14 protein-coding genes and 1 other annotated feature are annotated in these 21,619 nt (G+C 57.2%); of the genes, 1 reads left to right on the top strand and 13 read right to left on the bottom strand.

Annotated elements, in window-relative coordinates; translation table 11 throughout:
- Positions 1-4: 4 nt before the first annotated feature.
- The 12 genes from IDH41_RS18655 to IDH41_RS18600 all read right to left on the bottom strand — a co-directional run bounded on the left by IDH41_RS18655 (position 5) and on the right by IDH41_RS18600 (position 16,345).
- On the bottom strand, positions 5-742 hold the full coding sequence (locus IDH41_RS18655; RefSeq protein WP_190863676.1) for a cyclase family protein: 738 nt from the start codon (positions 740-742) through the stop codon (positions 5-7).
- A gap of 400 nt (positions 743-1,142) precedes the next feature.
- Positions 1,143-2,732 carry an extracellular solute-binding protein gene (locus IDH41_RS18650; RefSeq protein ID WP_190863674.1) on the bottom strand — a complete coding sequence of 530 codons (1,590 nt, stop codon included), beginning with the start codon at positions 2,730-2,732 and terminating at the stop codon, positions 1,143-1,145.
- A gap of 196 nt (positions 2,733-2,928) precedes the next feature.
- Positions 2,929-3,810, bottom strand: a complete 882-nt coding sequence (locus IDH41_RS18645; RefSeq protein ID WP_190863672.1) for a carbohydrate ABC transporter permease — start codon at positions 3,808-3,810, stop codon at positions 2,929-2,931.
- A gap of 35 nt (positions 3,811-3,845) precedes the next feature.
- Entirely contained in the window at positions 3,846-4,802 is a 957-nt protein-coding gene (locus IDH41_RS18640) for an ABC transporter permease (RefSeq protein WP_190863670.1), read from the bottom strand.
- 287 nt (positions 4,803-5,089) lie between these two features.
- Complete coding sequence (locus IDH41_RS18635) at positions 5,090-6,682, bottom strand: response regulator (protein ID WP_190863668.1); 1,593 nt, start codon at positions 6,680-6,682, stop codon at positions 5,090-5,092.
- Complete coding sequence (locus IDH41_RS18630) at positions 6,657-8,561, bottom strand: sensor histidine kinase (RefSeq protein ID WP_190863666.1); 1,905 nt, start codon at positions 8,559-8,561, stop codon at positions 6,657-6,659. Before IDH41_RS18630 ends, IDH41_RS18635 begins: the two co-directional genes overlap by 26 nt.
- 130 nt (positions 8,562-8,691) lie before the next feature.
- Positions 8,692-10,359, bottom strand: coding sequence for an extracellular solute-binding protein (locus IDH41_RS18625; RefSeq protein WP_190863664.1), 1,668 nt, complete (start codon positions 10,357-10,359; stop codon positions 8,692-8,694).
- A gap of 80 nt (positions 10,360-10,439) precedes the next feature.
- Entirely contained in the window at positions 10,440-11,264 is an 825-nt protein-coding gene (locus IDH41_RS18620) for a carbohydrate ABC transporter permease (RefSeq protein WP_223829860.1), read from the bottom strand.
- An 81-nt stretch (positions 11,265-11,345) separates the two neighbouring features.
- Complete coding sequence (locus IDH41_RS18615; protein ID WP_397328209.1) at positions 11,346-12,323, bottom strand: ABC transporter permease; 978 nt, start codon at positions 12,321-12,323, stop codon at positions 11,346-11,348.
- A gap of 493 nt (positions 12,324-12,816) precedes the next feature.
- Positions 12,817-14,499, bottom strand: coding sequence for a glutamine--tRNA ligase/YqeY domain fusion protein (locus IDH41_RS18610; protein ID WP_190863658.1), 1,683 nt, complete (start codon positions 14,497-14,499; stop codon positions 12,817-12,819).
- 67 nt (positions 14,500-14,566) lie between these two features.
- Positions 14,567-14,823 (bottom strand) — a binding site (T-box leader).
- Between the two features lie 44 nt (positions 14,824-14,867).
- Positions 14,868-15,302: an NUDIX hydrolase gene (locus IDH41_RS18605; protein ID WP_223829851.1), complete on the bottom strand. Its 435-nt coding sequence runs from the start codon at positions 15,300-15,302 to the stop codon at positions 14,868-14,870.
- A complete protein-coding gene (locus IDH41_RS18600) occupies positions 15,299-16,345 on the bottom strand; it encodes a YheC/YheD family endospore coat-associated protein (RefSeq protein ID WP_190863654.1) in 1,047 nt (348 codons plus the stop codon). The genes IDH41_RS18605 and IDH41_RS18600 overlap by 4 nt, the downstream gene beginning before the upstream one ends.
- A gap of 203 nt (positions 16,346-16,548) precedes the next feature.
- On the opposite strand from IDH41_RS18600, the gene IDH41_RS18595 reads away from it, so the two are divergent.
- Positions 16,549-19,116, top strand: coding sequence for a hypothetical protein (locus IDH41_RS18595; protein WP_190863652.1), 2,568 nt, complete (start codon positions 16,549-16,551; stop codon positions 19,114-19,116).
- An 87-nt stretch (positions 19,117-19,203) separates the two neighbouring features.
- Here the strand turns inward: IDH41_RS18595 and IDH41_RS18590 are convergent, their stop codons facing one another.
- Positions 19,204-21,444, bottom strand: coding sequence for a DUF6259 domain-containing protein (locus IDH41_RS18590; protein WP_190863651.1), 2,241 nt, complete (start codon positions 21,442-21,444; stop codon positions 19,204-19,206).
- Positions 21,445-21,619 lie beyond the last annotated feature (175 nt).

Below are 21,619 nucleotides of genomic sequence, written 5' to 3'. Positions count from 1 at the left end.
GCCTTTACGGGACAAGCGCGATCGCGCGGATCGGCGAGCCGCTTCCGCCGGCGATCTTGAGCGGCAGCGCGATGAAGAAGCAGACGGGCGGCAGCTGATCGAGCTGGCGCAGGCATTCGATTAAGTAAATTTCGTTTCTTAACACCTTTTTGTGGAAATAGCACACTTCCGACATCCCGTCCTTCACCGGCGTCCCGACGGCCGCGGTATCCGTTCCGACCGCCCTGACCTTGCGCGAGATGAAGAAATCCGCCGCGTCCTCCGTCATCCCTGGCTGGTTGTCGGCGTAACGGCTCCACTCCCTGGAGGTTGTCCAGTAACGCATCCATCCGAAATGGATAAGGACGATATCGCCTTCCCGGATGGCCGTATTCGTCCGCGCCAGCACGGCTTCGATCTGCTCGAGCGTCGCTCGCTCGCCGGGCTGCCATTCCCTGAAGGTCAGATCGATCACGACGCATCTGCCGATTACGGCGTCCGGCGCCACATGCTCGATCGTCCGCCCGGGCATATCCCCGTGAATGTGGTACGGGGCGTCCATATGCGTGCCGGTATGCTCGCTGATGCCGAGCAGCTGATTGGCGTAGCCGTCATGCTCGTGCGTGGCCGCCGGGCCGATCATTAGCGGCGGATGGGACGGCCACCGCGGGATGCCCGTTTCAAGAAGAACCGACAGGTCGACCGTCCTGGACGAGCGGACCAAGTCGTGCAGCGCGTCGGCCGCGCTGTTCTCGCTATTCATGCTTGCTGCTCCTTTCGCGTCAACTTTAACAGTAAAGTACATGTACATCTCTGTCATCATAGCATCCCTTGTGCGATCCTGCCAGCTTGACGGCGGCTTTTGAAAGAATCGCGGCAAGTCATGCGGTTCGTGCAAAAAGTACAGGCTTTGCAAGCCTTAATGACTGGTTACCCGATAATACCTGCAAAGGTGCATGAAAAGCTCGGTTGTGACGGCTCGAGTGACTTTCAATTGAAGAAAAAGATGCACTTTCGCATGTATTCGCATATTCGGATTCATAGCACGGAAAAAAGCTGCACAACCGCAGGTCATTTCGCCCCGTCCTCGCGATCGCGATCAACGCTTCCAAAAAGAAAGGGAAGCCGCTTACAGGCCTCCCTCTCCCTTGCCGATCATCGCCTCACTTCGGCGCGAACAGCCCTTTGTACTTCTCGTTAATGGCGTCCGTAAGCGCCTGGCCGCCCATCGTTTTCCAGTCGGAGACGAATTTGTCGAAGTCCTCATCCAGGTCGAGCTCGCCCGTGATGAACTTGATGTAGCTTTCCGTCTCCAGCGTGCCGAGGTCCGGATATTGCTCCGCCACTTCAGGCACCGACCACGGCACGGCGTAATGCTTCCGTCCTTCCATCCCCTCGTCCATGGCCGCGGCGAATTCCAGCGACGACTTCGGATAATCGTGCTTCTCCATCAAGGTAGACTTCTGCGTGAAGATTCCGTAGAACAGCCCTGCACCGATGCTCAGCTTGTTGGCTTCGGAGGCAAATTCCGGCTTGCTCGCCGCAACGCCGTCGACGAGATCGTAATGCTCGCCCTCGATACCGAAGGAAGCTAGCAGGAACGTCTCCTCGTCGGTAGCGAGCGCGTTCAGCAGCTCGTATATTTTTTTCTTCTTGGCCTCGTCCTCCGCCACTGGCTTGCCCATCGCGATAAAGCCGTTCTTCGAGCCGTAGGAGAGCGCGGTCCCCGGTCCGTCCGGACCTTCAAGCGGCTTGCCGACGACGATTTCGTTATCCGGGTTGCTCGCTTTGAAGGCAACGCCGAGAATGCCGACCGTCGGGTCGAACTGGAACGACATCCAATCCCGAATGCCGACCTTGCGGTTATAGAAATCGTTATGCGCGTCCTGCGCGTTCTTCGTAATAAATTCCTTATCGATCAAGTCCTCTTTGTACCACTTCTGAAGCAAGCGGAACGCTTCTCTCGCCTGATCCGTAATCAGGCCGTTGTACACGACGCCGTTCTCGTCGACCATCCACTCCGGCTTGATCCCGAAGGCGCCGAATACGCTCGTAAAGTTGCGGCGGTCGGCGCCGGCGGCCGAAATGCCGTACGTATCCTTCGCGCCGTTGCCGTCGGGATCGTCGTTGCGGAATTTCCGCAGCACGTCCTCGAACTCCTCCAAGTTTGTCGGCGGCTCGGCATAGCCGATCTTGTTCAGCCATTCGGCGTTGTAGCCGGACAGGAACGGCAGATTGCCGATCGGCCAGGCAAGCGGAACGCCGTAGCTCTTGCCGTCATAGAGCCCGTACGTCCACAGCGACGGGTCCAGCTCGTCGAGCGTAGGCGCGTATTCCGCCATCTCGCTTCGGATCTCCGCCTCCGGCAGCTCGGCGAGCACGCCCTGCTGCGCAAGCTCGGCAAGCTGGCCCGGGCTTTCGGTGTAGATGACGTCCGGAATTTCGCCGGCGCTGATTTTCAGAAACAGCTGCTCGTTGTACTTCTGCCGCTCGACGCGGATGTTCTTGAACTTGACGCCAAACTTCTCCTCCAGCGCCTTCTGCACCTCCGTCCCGTCCTTATCCGGCGGATTGAAGCTCAGCCACGATATTTCGATCGGCGCGGCCGCGCCGCCCGGGCCGCCGCCCTCTCCGGCGCCGTTCGTGCCGCCGCCCTCTCCGCCGCCGTTGTTGCCCGAGCATGCCGCGAGCAGCAGGCTGCCGAGAAGCACGGCGCTGATGCCGGAAGCCCATCTGTTGAATCCTCTCTTCATTTGCGAACCCCTCCATATTTATGTTGAATCGCCAAGCGTAAACGGCTTTCGCCGTCCTTTGGCGGCATAAGCTCGTTTCGCGATGAAATATAAGCTAATTTATAAGTGCAAAACTTATAAATTCTTATATTTCAAGGAGCGGCGGCCGGCGCCGCCCCTCGGCGGTGAAGCCCTTATTCGCGGCGAAGCCTTAAGCTTAGCCTTTCAGCGAGCCTACCATGATCCCCTTGACGAAGTACTTCTGGATGAAAGGATAAACGATGAGGATCGGCAGGGTGGCCACCATCAACGTAGCCGCTTTGATCGTCTCCGGAGTGACGATCTCGACGCCGGGCGCCTGGTTCATAATGGCGTTCATCTCCTGCTCCTCGCCGGATACGATCAGCTTGCGCAGGAACATTTGCAGCACCATTTTGCTCGGGTCCTGAATGTACAGCATTCCGTCGAACCAGGCGTTCCAATGATTGACGGCCTGCCACAAGCCGACCGTCGCCATGATCGGCTTGGATAGCGGCAGGATGATCGATAGCAGAATGCGGAAGTCGCCCGCCCCGTCCATCTTGGCGGAATCCTCGAGCTCGCTCGGAATTTCCATGAAGAAGTTGCGCATGACGAGCAAGGAGAACGTTTGGATCATGACCGGGATCACGTACACCCATACGGAGTTGATGAGCCCGATCCCTTTGATCAGCAGGTAGCTCGGAATCAGTCCGCCGCTGAAAAACATCGTGAAGACGATGAACAGCGTGTAGAAGGAGCGGTGCGGCAAATATTTTTTGGAAAGCGGGTAGGCGGTCAGCGCCATCATGAACAGGGCGAGAAACGTGCCCGCGACCGTCCGGAAAATCGTATTTTTGAAGCCGATCCATATTTGGCTCGAAGCGAATGTCTTGTTGTACGCCTCCAAGGAAAACTCCAAGGGGTACACATGCAGGCCGGGCCGGATCGCTTCGGCGGGCGTGCTTAACGATACCGACAATAGGTGGATAAAGGGATACAGCATCGCGACGCTCATTAGCGTGATGAACAGGATCAAAAAAAACTGGAATACCTTCTCTCCCGCCGTCATGTGCAGCATGGCTTAACCTCCTGATTTCGTCTGTTGACCCGTCGCTAGAACAGCCCTTCCTGCCCCATCTTCTTGATGGCGTAGTTCGCGAACAGAATCATCATAAAGCCGACGACGTTCTTGAACAGGCCGACCGCCGTCGTCAGGCCGTACTGGAACTGTCCGATGCCGACCCGGTACACGTACGTGTCGAGAATGTCCGATACCTTCAGAACGGCCGGATTGTACAGGTTGAGAATCTGATCGAAGCCCGCGTCCAGAATGCCCCCGATGCGAAGGAGCAGCATGATCGATATGACGGGAAGCAGGCAAGGAATCGTAATGCTGAGCGTCTGCCGCCAGCGGTTCGCGCCGTCCACGACGGCCGCCTCGTACAGATGCGGGTCGACGCTTGCAAGCGCTGCCAAATAAATGATCGTGCCCCAGCCGATTTCCTTCCAAATGCCGGATACGACGAGCGTGAAGCGGAAGTAATTCGGATCGCCCAGGAAATAGATCGGCTCGAAGCCCAGCGACGCGATAAGCTGGTTCACGATGCCCGTCGACGGGGACAGAATCGTCGTCAGCAGGCCCGCCAGAATGATCCAGGACAGGAAATGCGGCAAATACGAGATCGATTGCGTCACCCGCTTGAATACCTTCAGGCGGATTTCGTTGAACAGGAGCGCCAATACGATCGGCGCCGGAAACCCGAACACGATATGCAGGAAGCTGATGATCAGCGTGTTCTTCAATATCGTGCCGAACTGGTTGGAGACGAAGAACATCGTGTTGAAGTGCTTGAAGCCGACCCACGGACTGCCGGCGATGCCGTCCATGATGCGGAATTCCTTGAAGGCCAGCTGGATGCCGTACAACGGCGCGTAGTGAAAGACGCTGTAGAACACGATGCCGGGCAGCAGCAGCAGCAGCAAGCCCCTGTATTTCTTATACTCGCGCCAGACGGAATGCTTGGAACGCTTCGAGCTGTCGCGAAGCTTCTCGTGAACGGCCTGTTCCATAAACGGGCGCCCCCCCCCCTTTTCAATAAGCGATATGGCAGGACAGCAGAAAATGAAGACGGCGCCAGACCAAGCAAGCGCTTTCTTTCTTGTCAAAAGAAAAGATATCTTCTCGCGCAGCTGCATCGGCGATATCCGTCCCTTGCTCGTGATGTAACTACGTTATAACATCATGATGTTTAGTTAAAGGTTAATATGGCGTCCGCCTTTTGTCAAGCAGTAAATTTCGGCGTCATTTCGATTTTCATACACGCAAAAAAGAGGGACCTCTATCGTCCCTCCGCCGTTTACTCGCTGACGCTCCCCGGGTCCAGACCGGCGTCCGACCTGACCTTGATCCGGTATTCCTGCGGCGACACGCCCTCCAGCTCCTTGAACACGCGGGAGAACTGCTTGCTGTTCTCGAAGCCGACGGCGCTGCCGATCTCGTGCAGCTTGCGGTCGTCCCCCCGCAGCAGCTCCTTCCCTTTGCCGATCCGCACCTTCTTCAAATACGGCACGAAGCTCTCGCCCGTATGGGCTTTGAACGCTTCGCTGAAGTAGGAATAATTCAGCCCCACGTAATTGCTGACGACGGCCATGTTCAGCGGCTTGAAATAGTTTTCCTCGATATACTTCACGGCCGCCTTCATCTCGGCATGCTCGCTGTAGGCGCTGCGGATCCCTCTGACGTATTCGTTCACGCTCAGCAGCAGGTGCTCCAGGCAGCGGTAATAATCGTGAAAGCTCCGGAAATTGTCCATGTTGCCTACCTTGCGGTACAGCTTCAGCACTTCGATCGATTCCTCGCCGTAGACGCGGAACACCTCGTCGAGCACCTGCTCGTTGATCCGCTTGCCGACCAGCTTCAAGTACCCGATATCGACGTCCGGGATGTCTTCGGTATGGAAAATTTGCTTCAGCAGCTCCAGTGCTTCCCGCTCCCGGTCGGTGCCCAGCATGTTGCCGAGCCTCCGGATGTCCTCGTCCGGCACCTTGTACATGCGCCGCTCCGCCTTGATATCCTCATACCGCAGCATGCGCCGGTTCGAATACAGGAACGAATACCGGAGCGCCTCCGCCGCCTGCTTGTAGCAGCGGTGCAGCTCAACCGGCCGTTCCCCTTCCCCGCTGACGCCCATGCGCAGGCCGTCCAGCTCGACGCCGCCGGTCTGTCCGCACAGCTCCCGGAACCGCTCCACCGGGCTCCCGATCAGGACCAGCTTGTTCTCGAGGTCGTGGAAGGCGAGCTCGAGCGCCCCTTGCATCGGCAGCAGCTTCTTCTCGACGAGCAGCTTGAATTCTTCCTTGCTCATCGACTCGCCGCCCTCCGGCTTGTAGCTCAGCACGGCGACGGTGAACGGCCGCGCGAATTGCCCGAAGCCGACAGCGGCCGCGATCTCCTCCGCGTCTCCCTCCCGCGGATCGTCCTGCGCGAACCACTCCCGCAGCCGGGTAATCCGCAGCTGCTCGCGGTAAGAATCGCCGACGGCCGCCCGCTCGGCCAGCTCGGCCTGCGCCAGCAGCGTACGCTCGCTCTTGCGCAGCGACTCGAACAGCTCCTCCCTGCGTATCGGCTTCAGCAGGTAATCCTTAACCTGGTACTCGATGGCCGCCTTGGCATAAGCGAAGTCGTCGTAGCCGCTCAGGATGATGAAGACGGGCGGCGGCCCGCTCCCCGGTTCCTCCGTCAGCCGCTTGATCAGCTCGATGCCGTCCATGACCGGCATGCGGATATCGGTAATGACGACATCGGCCCTCTCGCTCCGATATTGCGCGAGGGCGTCTTCGCCGTGGACGGCCGTCCGGATTCGATAAAAGTCCGGAAATTCCCGCTCGATCATCGTCCTCAGGCCGAAGCGGATATTTTTCTCGTCATCCGCGATCAGAATGCTTCTCATTGCCCGCACTTCCCCCCATTAACAGTACCTTCGGAAGGGTAATGACCGCCTCGGTGTATCGCCCTTCCTCGCTGTACACCTGTAGTCCGTATGGCTTGCCGTAATAGAGCCGGATTCGCTGATGGACGTTGCGAAGGCCGATGCCGAACGTCTGCTTCCCGCTTCGCTCCTGCTCTACAGAGCCCGCGCTCTCCCGCTGCATGCTCGCGTTCAGCCGCTCCAGTCGCCCCGCCTCGATGCCTGCCCCGTTATCCCTCAATCGAATAACGATCCGCTCGTCCGGAGCCTCGGCCGCGTCTATCCGGATGCGCCGCTCGCCCTCCTCCGTTCCGTTCCACGCGTGCTTCACCGCATTTTCGACGATCGGCTGCAAGGACATCTTGAGCACCTCGATCTCGAGCAGCCCAGGACCGAGCTGCAGCTCAAGCCGGATCGGCTCGTCGAACCGGATGTTCATGACGGCGACGTAGTTCTCGATGTGGCGAATTTCGTCCCGCAGACTCACGTATTCGCCCGACCACTTGAAGTTGTAGCGCATCATGCCGCCAAGCGAAGTGAGCGAATCGGAGATCGTCCGCTGGTTCTCCATCTCCGCCAGCATTTTAATATTCTCAAGCGTATTGTATAGAAAATGGGAGTCGATCTGGCTGTGCAGCGTGCGCAGCTCGGCTTCCTTCGTCAGCGCCTGCTTCTTCACGCCCTGCGCGATCAGCTCGTTAATGGTATGAATCAATTTATTGAAATGGAAGGCCAATTCCCCGATCTCCCCGCCTCCGGTCAGCGGCAGTCCGGCAGGCTTCTCCCCTCTCCGCACTTTCTTCATTGCGTCCGTCAGGCGGCGCAGGTTTTTGAGAATGAACGAATTGAGCATATACGTAATGACGGACAGCAGGCCGATCAATAGGAAGTTGGCGGCAACGATCTGCTTCTCCGCCTTGGATACCCGCGCATGCACGGCCTCGAGCGATACGGCGTTCAGCAGATGGGCGCCGACCTGTTCGACGGGCGTCCCGACGAGCAGATACGGATGCTTGTTCACGCTAAAGCGCCTCTCCGGCGTCCCGAGCCGCCGCATCTCGGCGAACTCCGCCGCGATCGCTTCGCGCAGCCCCGGATTGCCCCCTACGAATGGCTGCTCTTCATCCAGGAAGATCGCCCCGCCGCCGTCCGCGACCATCATCTGCGAGCCTTCGTCCACGACGCTCGCGAACGCCTTCGGCGAGAACTGCTTCAGCAGCATCTCCACCTGGATCAGGCCGATGCGCTTGCCCCCGGCGTGCACGGCGCGCACGAGGGACACCTTCGGCATCCGGTCGTTCGCGTCCGTCACGTTCCGGTGCAATATATCCGGGTCCCGGTCCTTGAACAGCCACAGCTCTTCCCCTTCCCGCAGATCCAGCCCGGCGAACCAGGGCTCCTGCCGAATGCGGCGCTCGTGGAAAATAACGGGCCATATTTCCGATATCTTGTCATTGTCCGCGAACAGGCGGAGATGGGCGATGTTCGGATTGTTCGTCTGGATATTGATCATGTCGGTGAACGGCCCCCGGGACAGCTCGAGCAGCTCCTCGGTCGGCAGCTCTTCCTTCGTCGACACGTAATCGAGAATATCGGATTCCGCTATCGTCAACTGAACCGCCAGCTCCATCGCTTCGATCTGATTGATCATATTGACCTTCTCCAATTCGAGCAAATACTGGCCCTGCTTGACCGTATCGCTAATATAACTGTCCCGGATCTGGTCGAACAAATAGTTCGACACGACGATGCTCGGGATAAGCAAGATGACGATATACGCCGCCACCAGGCGGCTCTGCATCGATCGGCGGCCAAGCCAATGCGACATCGATTGAAGGTGAAACCGGATTTTTCCGCCCATGCTGCTCCCACTTCCGCTTCGCGTTTAATTCCCTATTATAGCCGAAATGCGACAAAAAGCACTCCGGGCCGATAACGGCTCCGGAGTACCTTTCGCTGCGTGGACATGCCCGCCGTGCTGCTTCGATCGCTTATTTCAAAAATTCCGCCAGTTTCGCGACGTTCTCTTCGTATTTCTTCTGTTTGTACGCCTGAACCGTCTCGAAGCCGAGGGAGTCGCGCTTCGCCAGATAATCTTCCCAAATCTTGTCGAACTCGGCTTCCGACTTGGCGAGCACGAGCTTCGGAAGCACTTTGCCGATCTCCTGGCTGATCTTCGTATTCATGATGCCTTCTTCGGAATTGCCCGTCGGATTAAGCTGGTCGAACTGGGACAAGCTCTTCGCCTTGCCGCGCGTCCAATCCTCCATTTGCTTGAACGGCTCGACCGCCGGCGGCGACCAGATCGGCGTCAGGTTCGTGTCCATCATCATCCAGAACGTATGGGACGCGCCGTGCTGCTTGTCGAACGCGCCGCGGTCCGTATTCAGCAGGTTCAAGGCATCCGGCAGGAATTGATCCTTGCCGTCGATCGTATCCCACGTTACGCCTTGCTTGCCGAAGAACGTGTCGTGCTGCCCTTCTTCGGAGATCAGGTAATCCAGGAAGCGGATGGCGCGCGCCTTGTCCTTCACGTTCTTGGAGATGAGCGTCACCGTCCAGCCGGAGATCGAAGGGCCGGCGAGCGTCGGCTGGTCCAGGTTCGCGTTCGCCGGACCGTCGACCGCGATATAGACCGAGTTCGGATCGTTCGCGTACAGCGCGTTCTGCTGGTTGGCCAGATCGCTTCTGGCGTACAGCATCGCGAAGTAGCGGCCCTGCGCGATCTTCTCTTCCATTTGCGGACGCTTGTCGATGAAAATATCTTTGGCCAGCAGCCCGTTCTCGTTCGCCTGGCGCATCGTTTTGAGCCATTTCACGTATTCGGGATCCGTGTCGCGGTCGTACAGCTGGCCGTCCTTGTCGTAAGGAATCGCCAGGAAGTTCTGAATGTAATGCTGCAGCGACGCGTTGCCCGTCTCGTTGAAGTCGTACATGCCGAGCGGGATCAGCGGCTGGCCGTTCACGTCCGGGAACATCTCCTTCGCGTCGGCAAGCGCCTTCAGGAACCCTTCCGGCGTGCGCATGTCCGGTTTGCCCAGCGCCTCGTACATGTCCTTGCGCACGAGGAACGTTTGGGTCGACGTGATGTTGTCGCCGAATTTCTCGTAATCCTTGGGAGAGGACGAAGCGTTCGGATAGCCGTACACGTTGCCGTCCTCCTGCGTGTACCAGGACAGCTTCGCCGGATCGGTCACTTTGTAGAAGTAGGGGTCGTACTCGTCGGCGAGCTCGTTCAGCGGCAGCACCAGATCGCCCTCGATCATTTTTTTGACGGCGTCCTCGTACCAGCCGAGCGTAATGAAGTCGGGCAGCGTGCCGGAGGCGATCATCGTGTTCATCTTCTCCGCCTCGTTGCCGGCAGGGACGATGAAATTGACGTTGACGCCCGTCTTCTCCGTAATGTACTTGCTTGTCGCGTCGACGCCCCACTTGTTCGGGAACCAGGAGAAGTTAATGTACCAGTCGAACGTAATCGGCGATTTGTCCAGCTCCCAGCCTTTGTCGTCCTGGGTCAGCTTCACGTCCTCCGCGGGGGGCGCGCTCCCCTCTTCCTTCCCGGCGTTGCCGCCGCCGTTCGAAGAACAAGCGGCCGTGAATAGCAGCGCCGATGCCAGCACCGGCAGGAACAGCCTGTTGAACGTGTGCTTCTTGTTCATATTCGTTTCCCCTTCTCTGTTCGAATAAATAATGATATATGCAATCCTCCGCGTCGTAAAGGCGGAAGGCAATGCCGGAATTAGCCTTTGATCGAGCCGATCATCATCCCTTTGACGAAATACTTCTGCAAGAACGGGTAGACGAGGACGATCGGCAGGGTCGTCACGACCATGGTCGCCAGCTTGATGGACTGCGACGTCACCGTCTTGCCGATGCCGCCCGGTATGGCGGCCACCATCTGGTTGGAGCTCGACTGGGCCACGACGCGGTACAAGTACGTTTGAATCGGCTGCATGTCCATGTTGTTCATATAGATGACGCCCGCAAAATAATCGTTCCATTGGTAGACGCCGTGGAACAGGGCGATCGTCGCGATGACCGGCATCGACACCGGCAGGACGACCCGCAGCAGAATGGACCAGTCGTTCGCCCCGTCGATCTTGGCCGCTTCCTCCAGACCGTCCGGTATTTCCCGGAAGAAGGTCATGAAGATGATCAGGTCGAAGAAGCTGAACATCGCCGGGATGATATAGACCATGAAGTTGTCGAGCAGCTGCAGATCCCTCATGAGCAGGTAGGTCGGGATAAGGCCGCCGCCGAAGAACAGCGTGACGGTGCCGACGAAAATGTAGATTTTGCCCCCGATCAGGTTTTTGCGGGAGAACGCGTACGCGACCATCGCCGTAAAAAACACGTGGATAAGCGTGCCGAGCACCGTCTTGGCGACCGTAATGCCCATCGCCGTCATGATGCCGCTGCTCTGGAACACCGCTTCGAAGCTCTCCAGGCTGAATACCCGCGGCCACCAGTAGATGCCGCCGCGCATGCCGTCCTGCCCCTCGTTGAACGCATTGACGAGCACGTACCAGATCGGATAGAGCGTGGCGAAGCAGACGAGCAGCATGCCGAAGTTGTTGAAGAGGTCGAAGAAAGCTTCTCCCTTTGTTTTGCGTTTTAAACGAAACACGGCCTGCAGCCTCCTGTTCTAGAAAAGCGAAGTATCGTTCATTTTTTTCGTAACCCGGTTGGCGAGGAGCAGCAGAATGAGCGCGATCGCGGATTTGAACAGGCCGACCGCGGTGGAGTACGAATAGCGGCCCTGCTGCATGCCCGTCTGGTACACGTAAATATCGATGACGTTGCTGGCGCTCTCGTTCAGCGAGTTGCGCAGCACGAGAATTTGGTCGAAGTTGGAGTTCAGCACGCCGCTGACCGCCAGAATGAACAGGATCGAGATCGTCGCCTTGATGGAAGGCAGCGTCACGTACCACATTTTTTGAAAACGTCCCGCGCCGTCGATCGTCGCCGCTTCGTACAATTCCGGCGATACGCTCGCGATGGCCGCGAGGTAGATGATCGCCGACCAGCCGAGCTCCTTCCAAATGTCCGACGCGATAATGATGCTCCAGAAATAGCTTGGCTCCGCCAAGTACGAGATCGGCTCGTCGATCAGATGCAGGGCGAGCAGGATGTTGTTCACGATGCCCACGTCCGCGAGCCACGTCGTCAGAATGCCGCCGAGGATGACCCACGACAGGAAGTGGGGCAAGTATGAGATCGTCTGGATCGATTTTTTGAAAACGACGGAACGGACCTCGTTCAGGAACAGGGCGAACAGAATCGGAAGCGGAAACCCGATCGCCAGCTTGATAAGGCTGATGCCGAGCGTGTTCCTCATGACGTTCGCGAAGCTCTCGTCCCCGAAAAATTCCTTGAAGTGGCCGAAGCCGACCCACGGCGCCGCGCTGATCGCTTTGACGATGTTGAACTCCTTGAAGGCGATAATGACCCCGTACATCGGAACGTAGTTGAAGATGACCATCCAAATGACGCCGAGCAGCGCCATGATCTGAATATGCCGTTGGCCGTACAGCTTCCTCAGCCATCTGCCCCGGGCAGCCGCCTTGGTCTCTCCGGCACGCAGCGCCGCCGGCGCCGGTTCGAGGTGTGTCTTCACGATAATAACCTCCATGGTGTAGCGAATCTGTTGTAAGCCTTTGCAGCGATATAGCTCCATTGTAGAAGGTTGCCCAGAATCCCGTAAGGCTTCAGATTTCGTATTCGGGGTTCCGTTTTTCGGGTGGGCAGCCCGGAGGCAGGGGCAGAGGGTAGAGGAATGAGGTTGCTTTCACAATTTGTGAGCCTAGACTCACTAATTCAATTCAAATAGTCCCCCGCTTACGAATTAGTGAGGTAAACCTCATTCCCCGTGAATCCCGCCTCATGGCGAGTGAGGTTTCCCTCACTATTTCAACTAATTTCTACGCAGACGGCGAAAAGAGTGAGGTTTGCCTCACAATTTAATGAGTTTGCCTCATTAGCTGGTCATAGGTATGGCGGGCCAATCAACGTATAGCGGCTCCGAGGTCCGTTGCGCAACGAGCCTCCGCTTCGGTCAAGCGCACAGCATACAAAAAAGAGAGGGCAGCTGTTGCCCTCCCTTGCCTTTCTCGCATTCATTGCGATTTATTCCATGTGTCCTTCAGCGGCACGATGCGGTTGAACGCCGGCCGGCCTTCCGCCCCGTATTTCGGGTCCGCGCTGAAGTAGCCGTGACGGAAAAATTGCACCTTTTCCTCCGGGCGCACCAGCCGCGCGGCCGGCTCAAGCAAACAATCCTTCAGCAGCAGGAGCGAATCCGGATTGACGAGCGACTCCCACGATTCCCCGTCGTCCTTCGGCTGCTCCTCCTTCAGCAGAAGCTTCTCGTACAGCCGAACGTCGGCTCTCACGGCATGCTCCGCCGAAACCCAGTGGATCGTCCCCTTCACCTTCCGGCCCGCGAAGCAGGTCCCGCTCTTCGTCTGCGGATCGTACGTGCAGCGCAGCTCGGTCACTTCTCCCGTTGCCGGATCCTTCACGACTTCCTCGCACTTGATGAAATAGGCCCCCTTCAGCCTGACCTCCGCGCCGGGCGACAGCCGGTGAAAGCCCTTCGGCGGATGCTCGGCGAAGTCGTCCCGCTCGATATAGATAACTTTGGCAAACGGCACTTCCCTTCGCCCAAGCGCTTCGTTGCCGCTGTTGTTCTCGACGGTCAGCAGCTCGGAGCCGCCCTCCGGGTAATTCGCGATGACGACCTTCAAGGGACGAAGCACGGCCATGATGCCGGATGTCCTGTCCTTCAGGTCCTGCCGGAGCGAATGCTCGAGCATCGAGATATCCACCGTGCTCTGGGTGCGGATGCTGCCGATCTCCTCGATGAAGCGCCGTATGCTCTCCGGCGTAAAGCCGCGCCGTCGCAAGCCCTTGATCGTCGGCAGCCTCGGATCGTCCCAGCCGTCGACGTAGCCCCCTTCGACCAGCTGCCGCAAAAACCGCTTGCTCGTTACGACCCCCGTCAAGCTGAGCCTGCCGAACTCCCGTTGGCGCGGCGGCTCGGGTATGTCCAGCTCGCGCAGCACCCATTCGTACAGCGGCCGATGGTCCTTGAATTCGATCGAGCACAAGGAATAGGTGATGCCTTCGATCGCGTCTTGGATCGGATGCGCGAAATCGTACATCGGGTAGACGCACCAGTCGCGGCCCGTCCGGTAATGCTCGGCGTGGATGATCCGGTACAGGACGGGATCCCTCATGTTCATATTGGGAGAAGCCATGTCGATCTTGGCGCGCAGCACCATCGAGCCGGCGGGGCGCTCCCCCTTCTTCATCGCCGCGAACAAGGCCAGGTTCTCCCCGGCCGGGCGGTCCCGATACGGGCTATTCCTGCCCGGCTCGGTCAAGGTTCCGCGGTATTCGGTCACTTCCTCGGGCGTCAGCTCGCATACGTACGCTTTACCCCGCTCGATCAGCTTCACCGCGGCCCGATAAATATCGTCCGAGTAATCAGAGCCGTAGTAAATATGCTCGCCCGGGTCGTAACCGAGCCACTTGATGTCCTCGATGATCGCCCGCACGTATTCGATGTCTTCCTTCAACGGATTCGTATCGTCGAAACGCAGGTGGAATTGCCCGCCGAACCGCCGCGCGATCTCGTAGTTCGAATGGATCGCGTAGGCGCTTCCGATATGCAGATAACCGTTCGGCTCGGGCGGAAACCGCGTGCGCATCCCTCTGCCGAAGCCGCTTGCCTCAAGCTCCCCGCAGATCAGCTTAAATAAAAAATGGTCCGTGTCGTTCACGATTTCGTTGCTCATGGCAGGCTCCTCCTCATCGTTATGGCTTTCCGGCAAACAAAAAAATCCCACCCCCAAGACTTTGCGTCTTGGGGACGAGATTGTTCGCGGTGCCACCCCAGCTTCGTTAATATGTCGCCATATTAACCTCTTCAAGTACGGCATAGCCTGCTATGCTTATACTCTAGCCCGGTAACGGGAGCACCCGTCGCGCCATCTCCTCGCAATCGGTTCCGGCGCGCCGCTCGGAGGCTTGGTTCAAGGTTAGGCGCTTCGCTCCTTCCCACCATCCGGAGCTCTCTGTGCAAGGCCATGTTCCCCTACTCTTCTCGTCGTCGCGTTTCATTATTGGACCTATCGTATCAAATGATGCCCGTTTCTGTAAACCGCTATTCCCGCCTGCCTTGGTCATGATAAGGGACGTCCGGCTTGCCGATCAACGCCTGTACGCCATCCTTGTGATAAGGCATTAGCCGATCCGCCTCTTCGAGCGGCACCCACTTCACATCGACGATTTCATCCGGCCGCGATATCTCGATCTCTCCGCCGGCGATCTTCGCTTTAAACGTAAAGAAGACGGCATGCTCGCCAAGCCCCTCGAACACGCACTCGTTAACGGCGCAAATCCCTCCCACTTCGATATCCAGCCCCGTCTCCTCCTTGGCTTCCCTGATCGCCGCGGCGTCCAGCGACTCGTTCGGCTCGACCGCGCCGCCCGGAAGCGACCAAACCATCGAGCCGCCGTTTCTGACCATTAACACCCGATCCCGCTCATCATTCGTAATAAGTACATAGGCCACGTCTACTCTGCGCACCGTTATCATCCTCTCCCGTATCCGGCTAAATAATAAGCGTATTCGATCGGCCTGCTATACACCCGATGCTTATGCTTAACGTTTCGAATCTGATTATATATCATTTTTTGCGGTTTGCCATTAAGCTCGATGATCCATAGCCGCTGATCGGCATCGATAGCAAAATCAACGCTTAATTCCCCGAATAGCCCTAGATGGTTATCCATCATGTTGGCGGCTGCAAGGCTTATTGTTTCCATGGACCGCATGAGTTCCAGCTTTTCATTGGCTGAATAAAGGGTCGAGAAAAGCTCCTCCGCAGCATAAACGTCCTTCACGATACTCGTGTTGAAATAGTTTTCATAGGCCGTCCTGCACGCGAGCGCCGACAGGCTCCACTCGCCGCGAATATTTTTTTGAACAAGAGCGCGGCTATCAAAATAACGCCCCTCCGCCCGGCTAAGGCGGATCCCTCTTTGAACCAGGCAGTCTTTCAAATCGGCAAGGCCGGCTATTCTATTCCGAAATTGCTCGTCGTTCCTGCAAATATAGGCAGGAGCCACGCTGTGCTCGGAGAGATGAATATCCCCGTTGTCCATTCGTTCGATCCGATAAACCCCATTCCCTTTGTTGCCATAGAATGGCTTCAGGTATAGGAGCCTATGTTGCTTAACCAGCGCCAGCAACTTCTCTTCATCGCAAAGAAACGCATCCGGCAAAAATGCTTTTAATTCCGATTGGCTTAATAATTGATAGACTTCCCATTTATTTAAACGATTAATGGCGTTAAAGCAATTGCCGATGCCGATTTTGTCTATTAACGGCCGAAACGCCGCCGCGCTTTTGTTATAGCATTGATTATAGACGGCATCAGGAAAAGGAAATGCTTTCTCCCGCCAGCTTCCCCCGCTTAATTGAAGGCCGACGATATGTTGATTTTTCCACCGGATATCCGCCGGCGTAAAGGCAAAAAGCACCGCATCGCATGCGCAATACCGTTGATAGAGCTTCAATATCTTCCTTCTTCCGGTTTTGGAAGCCACCATGATTCCGATTAAACGGCGATCCGCCACGACCATTCCTCCCCCCGAACGCTATCTCTAGCATATGCTTGCCCGGACGGACCGGCATGGGACAAGGGCGCCCTTGAACGTACAATTTTCGCGCCGTTTTTGCCCAATTGCATAACACAACGGGCAATAGCTGTGGCTCCCCTACCGCACAATAATATGATAAGAAGATAGTTATACCATTTGACAATAAAAGGAGATGCGAGATGGGGCATCATCGTTGTCCTCCGGGACCGCCCGGACCGGAAGGTCCTCCAGGACCGCCGGGTCCGGCAGGTCCGTCCGGGCCTCAAGGCGTAATCGGTCCTCCGGGACCTTCACAGCTTCTGGTCAATCAGACGGCATTCGTCGATCCGGTCTACGGCAACAACGCTACGGCTATTCTTGACGACGAGACGAAGCCATGGCAGACGGCCGCAGCCGCGGCAGCCGCAGCGCCTTCCGGAACGAGAATCGTCGTTCGTCCCGGTTCCTACACGGAGACGAATTTGGCGAAGGACGGGATCAGCTGGGTCTTTGAAAAGGGATCGATCGTAACCGCCGTTGGAAATCTTTTTAACGATTCCGGAGCCGCCATCACCTTTGACGTACTCGGAGAAGGGCAATTTCAAACCGATGGCGCCACGGCGGCGGGAAGTTCGATTCTGCGGAGCACGGGGGCAAGCACGATCCGCTTCGAATGCGAATCCATGAGCGATGCGGCAGGCCATACGGTCGACCTCTCCGGGGGCGGGACGTACACGATCAATGTTTGGGAGCGCATGACGAACCATGCTGCCGGGAGCTCCGCGCTCGTCATCTCGAATGGAACCTTGTTTCTGAATGCCGTTGAAGTATCGAATGATAGCAGCGGCACGGACACGCTTATTCTGCTCGCCGGAACCGCTATGATTACCGTAGATATCGAAGCTAGACTGCTGATGAGCGGGGGAGAAACGATTGCAGTTACGAACAGCACCGCCCCCGTGGACCAGAGCCTTATCACCTTGCGGGTAAGCATCATTCAAAGCATCTCGGGCCTTATTATTAATGTTGGATCGGCGTTTAACGGAAACCTTATCCTTCGTGCCACAGCATTGGTTGGCATATTTCAAGGGGTATCGCTCCAAAGCGGTCAAATTACGTTTAACGCCTTCATATTAGTCGTCGTCAATCCGCCGTCTCCGGCGCTCGTGATTGACGGAACGTGCAGCTTTATTGGCGAATTCGATCTTCTGCTGAGCCAGGAACGGTGCCTTGCCTTGCTGAGCGCGTCCGCGTCGGCAAGCATTCACGCCATCAATATAAACTCCTTTCAAACGGCGACCGCTGCTCTTGATTTGCAAGACGGACAGTCGCTCCTGCAGGTGGACACTTTGAACAGCTCGGCAGGCTGCATTCGCATAGCCGGAGGGAATCACAAGATGACCGTGATGCAGATGTCGACCTTCGGATTGGCGGAGCCGGCCGTACGGGTTGCCGGCAACGGCATTCTGTTCTTAAACTTCCAGGAAATAAACGGTACCGTGAACGGGCTTATTCAAGTGCAGGGCAACGCCATTTTGAACATGATAGGTGACCGGATCTCCACATTTGACAACGGCAGCGGCCTTAAGACGGCCGTTCTTATTAACGACGGCCAGGTCGAAGCGAACGTCAATGCGATCTCCGCCTTCGGCAGCTGCATTCATTTGACGCCCGGAGGCGTCAACCCCAATATCCGCTGCTACGTAAACGCTTTGACCAGCACGGTGCCCTCCGGCTCTCCCGGCGCCGGCCTGATTCTCCAGGAAGCAGGCAATACGAATATCAAGTTCAACCGGATGGACGCCAACACCTCCATGCGGATGATCGCCTTGACGGCTGGCAATATGGACATCCAAGGGGAATTCATGCTTAACACCTTCTCGGACTCTTCGATCGGCGTTTCCGTCACGGGGGGAAATTTCAGCGGCAATATTTCCAGAATGCAATTGGGGACGCGCGCCTTGGAAGCAAGCGCGGGCAACGTCGCGCTTACCTTCGTTGAGGCGTCGGCCTTCGAGCCAAGCATGGTGCGTACGATCGTATTGCTAAACGGAACCGTGAATGCCCGAATCAACGGCAGCCTGATTCAAGGCGGAGAGGATTATACCGGAATTTCCGTCCAGGACACGGCTTTTGTCGTGATCGACGTTAGCGAGGTCCGAGTCGGCGGAATCTGCATGCTTTATAACTCTACTTTCACCGCAACCTCAGACTTGTTCTTCGACAAGCTGTTAGTCGTGAGCAGCGTATCGTTACCCGATGCGGCTGCCATTATCGTGAACGCCGGTACATTAAGGGCGAACGGCAGTATAATCGGAAACGATACACCCTTCGATACCGGAACGGGCATTATCGTTGCCAATGACGGGAGCTTGCAAGCCGATATCAACTTTATCCGCACAACGAACAATGCGCTGCGAACGTCCAGCACCGGCAGAGTCCAGTTGTATGTGGACGAAGCGGAAGCCGGGGCGGAAGTCATAGCCATCAATGACCTTCCCGTCGATAACCCTGCCGACTATACGTTCAAAGGACTCTACCGCTGCCTGGATCCGGCCACTGCGGTGATCGCGATTAGCGCCGAGCCTCCCGATGTATTGCGGCTGATCAACGGGACGCTTATCAACGGGGCAGAGCCTTCGATTACTTCGCCGGTCAACGTAACCATTAATAATTATGGCATCGCTTCGCTTTCCTTTGATCCGGAGGGCACCGTTAGCTTTCTACTCCCAGCTCCATACTTCATTGTTAATTCTGGCGTTATTTAGTTTATTTCAAAGAACCGAAACAGGCTGCCGCTCGATTGAGCGCAGCCTGCTCTAATCAGACTCTAATCAAGCCTTCGCTTCCGGACGCTACGTACATACTTCAATCAGCGCATAGCTTCTAGCCGGGATGGACAAGTCCGCATTCCGGACCTCGCCCGGGCCGATGGCGAACCATTCCCGCTTCTTCTCCTTGTCGATACGCAGCACGCGGTATTCCCCGGCGGCGTCCAGCTCCAAGCGGCGCGGGTCGATCTCGAATTGCACGGATACGGCCTCGCCCGTGACGTTCGCGAAGAACAGCCCCGCGCTCTCGCCCCTGAACAGCCAGGCGGAATGAATAACCGACTCCGCCTCGTACGTCCCCGACGTATTGTAATCGGCGGAGTTTGGTCCATGATTGTAATGATACCAGTCAAGCGCGATCCGCTCGCATGCGTAGGCAAGCGGCTTTAACATCCGCCCGTAGGCCAAATACTTGTTGCCGGCTCCGGTCCGGAGACCGGCATACATGCCGACGTATGCGGCGCGCTCCGCGGAGAATGCGTAGCCTCTTTCGCCGAACGGGCAGTAGTGCTCATCGGACTTGTTTTCGACGCCGTCCAGCGCCTCCATCGGGCTGTACTCGTGATTCAGCTCGTACAAGCCTCCCCACAGATAGGTCCGGGCTACAGAATAATAGAACAGCTCACCGATTTCCTCCACGAGCTTGCCCCAGCCGTCCATGCGAAGCGCCCCGTACTCGTGGTAGACGAAGGCGAACATCGGAATGAGCCGCGCCGCGCCGGAGGTCGCCAGCTCCCGGATGTTCCAGAACTCCAGCGGCGCCGCCGGCCGGCCTCCCGCCCGGGATTGGTAATAATCCAATACGTCGAGAAACACCTCGCACATCATTTCCGTGCCCATCGGGACGTAGCGGCCGGCTTTCCGGATCATCGCCGCCTTCGTATCGATGTAGTTCCGGCGGTACGCCATCGTGATCGCGCGGCCTGCGCCTACCGGGTGATCATGCTCTTCGTTCATGCAAATCTTCATGATGTTATTGGCGGAAATATCGTAGTAGATCGAATCGACGCCCGCTTCCTCCTGAAGCCGCTCGTCCCGGCGGACGTGCAGCTCGTGCGTATAAGGATGCGCCGGGCAGAGCAGCCGGAATTTGTATTTGTCGATGCTCTTCATCGCCTCGGGCTCGGGGAAGATCTGCTTCGCCTGCTCCGCCAGCTGCCCGTCGGTCCGGTCGAAGTTGAAAATATAATCGAATTCGAACGGCGCGAACTTGTCGCCGTATCGCTTCATGGCGTTCAGATTGTCTTCGTTGAATCTCGCGGGGAACCAGTCCTCCAGCCCGCCGGGCTTGTCCCCGCCGAATTTCACGTCGATTTTGGGCCAATCCGGACCGAGCATATGGAAGATCGGCGTACGGATGTAATCGTGATACGTATGAATCCAGGCCGCCCGGTCGCGGCTCGCGTTGATGCCGAAGGTGGAAGCGCCCATCTCCTCGTGCAGCCAACGCGCGCGCTCATGCTCCTCGCGGTCGTACAGCTCGCCCTTCGCGCACCAAAATTGCCGCACCGCCCATTCCTTATACATCGCCGCCGCTTCGTACCAGCCGTCTCCCGCAAGCGCTCGAATGACGACCGGGTATTCGGTCCTCATCCCTTTGCCCGCGCCCATGTCCTCGCAGCCATGATAGAAAGACGCTTCCAGCAGATCGTTACCGTTCTTGTAAAAATTGAGCCACTTGGCATAGCCCTCGCCGTCGTGCGCGGCGAAATACAAGCCTCCGGCATTCTCTCCATAATAGGCGAAAAACTGCATCGACGCGCCGGAGAAGCTTTCCGGATACGGCATATGCCGCAGCCCGTTACCGTCCTTCTCGAAGTTATTCATCGGATTCCGGATAAGAATCCCCGTCCCGAAGCTGTGCGCCAAATAGTCGCCGTCCCCGTCTTCCGTTATGGCCGTCAGGTTCGGCACGATCGGAAACTCGACCCCCGCAATTGTGGAATCGGTTTCATTTTTGACGTCGCAACAGAAGCGGATATCTTCTTCGTCATCCCGGACGGCGACAACGCCCGTCACCGTCAAGCCTTCCCGCACCTTCCACGTCAGCGCGACTCTCGTCTCGCCCGGCTTCGTCTCTTCTACCGAATAACCGAACGATTCGAACCCGCTTGCGAGCTCGCCCCCGGCCTCGATCCGGTATGGCTCGCCTGGCTTCCCCGCGGCTATGTAGTCTCTGTTGCTGCTTTTGTCGAACAAGCTGCCGATGCACCCATTGCCTTCATCGATCGTTACGATTAACCGCTTGTTTTCCAATCGGATCATGCAAAGACCTCCTACGTCGAATGGTTGTTGCGCGATCTTGCCAGGACATTAGAAAAAAAAGCTCCACTTCCGGTAATGCGTTGCTTCGAGAACAAGCATCCATGGTGGAGCGCCTTCGCCTTCAAGGTGAAGTCTATCATACCGCTTGGCAAAATCAAGCTTTATTTCGATTGGC

The organism is Paenibacillus arenilitoris (assembly GCF_014705655.1).
In the GTDB taxonomy this organism is placed as follows: Bacteria; Bacillota; Bacilli; order Paenibacillales; family Paenibacillaceae; genus Pristimantibacillus; species Pristimantibacillus arenilitoris.
This window is presented reverse-complemented; position numbering and strand designations above follow the sequence as displayed.

Coding starts and splice junctions, on each gene's coding strand:
- IDH41_RS18655 (WP_190863676.1), bottom strand. CDS start 742: ATGAATAGCGAGAACAGCGCGGCCGACGCGCTGCACGACTTGGTCCGC.
- IDH41_RS18650 (WP_190863674.1), bottom strand. CDS start 2,732: ATGAAGAGAGGATTCAACAGATGGGCTTCCGGCATCAGCGCCGTGCTT.
- IDH41_RS18645 (WP_190863672.1), bottom strand. CDS start 3,810: ATGCTGCACATGACGGCGGGAGAGAAGGTATTCCAGTTTTTTTTGATC.
- IDH41_RS18640 (WP_190863670.1), bottom strand. CDS start 4,802: ATGGAACAGGCCGTTCACGAGAAGCTTCGCGACAGCTCGAAGCGTTCC.
- IDH41_RS18635 (WP_190863668.1), bottom strand. CDS start 6,682: ATGAGAAGCATTCTGATCGCGGATGACGAGAAAAATATCCGCTTCGGC.
- IDH41_RS18630 (WP_190863666.1), bottom strand. CDS start 8,561: ATGGGCGGAAAAATCCGGTTTCACCTTCAATCGATGTCGCATTGGCTT.
- IDH41_RS18625 (WP_190863664.1), bottom strand. CDS start 10,359: ATGAACAAGAAGCACACGTTCAACAGGCTGTTCCTGCCGGTGCTGGCA.
- IDH41_RS18620 (WP_223829860.1), bottom strand. CDS start 11,264: ATGCTGCTCGTCTGCTTCGCCACGCTCTATCCGATCTGGTACGTGCTC.
- IDH41_RS18610 (WP_190863658.1), bottom strand. CDS start 14,499: ATGAGCAACGAAATCGTGAACGACACGGACCATTTTTTATTTAAGCTG.
- IDH41_RS18605 (WP_223829851.1), bottom strand. CDS start 15,302: ATGATAACGGTGCGCAGAGTAGACGTGGCCTATGTACTTATTACGAAT.
- IDH41_RS18595 (WP_190863652.1), top strand. CDS start 16,549: ATGGGGCATCATCGTTGTCCTCCGGGACCGCCCGGACCGGAAGGTCCT.
- IDH41_RS18590 (WP_190863651.1), bottom strand. CDS start 21,444: ATGATCCGATTGGAAAACAAGCGGTTAATCGTAACGATCGATGAAGGC.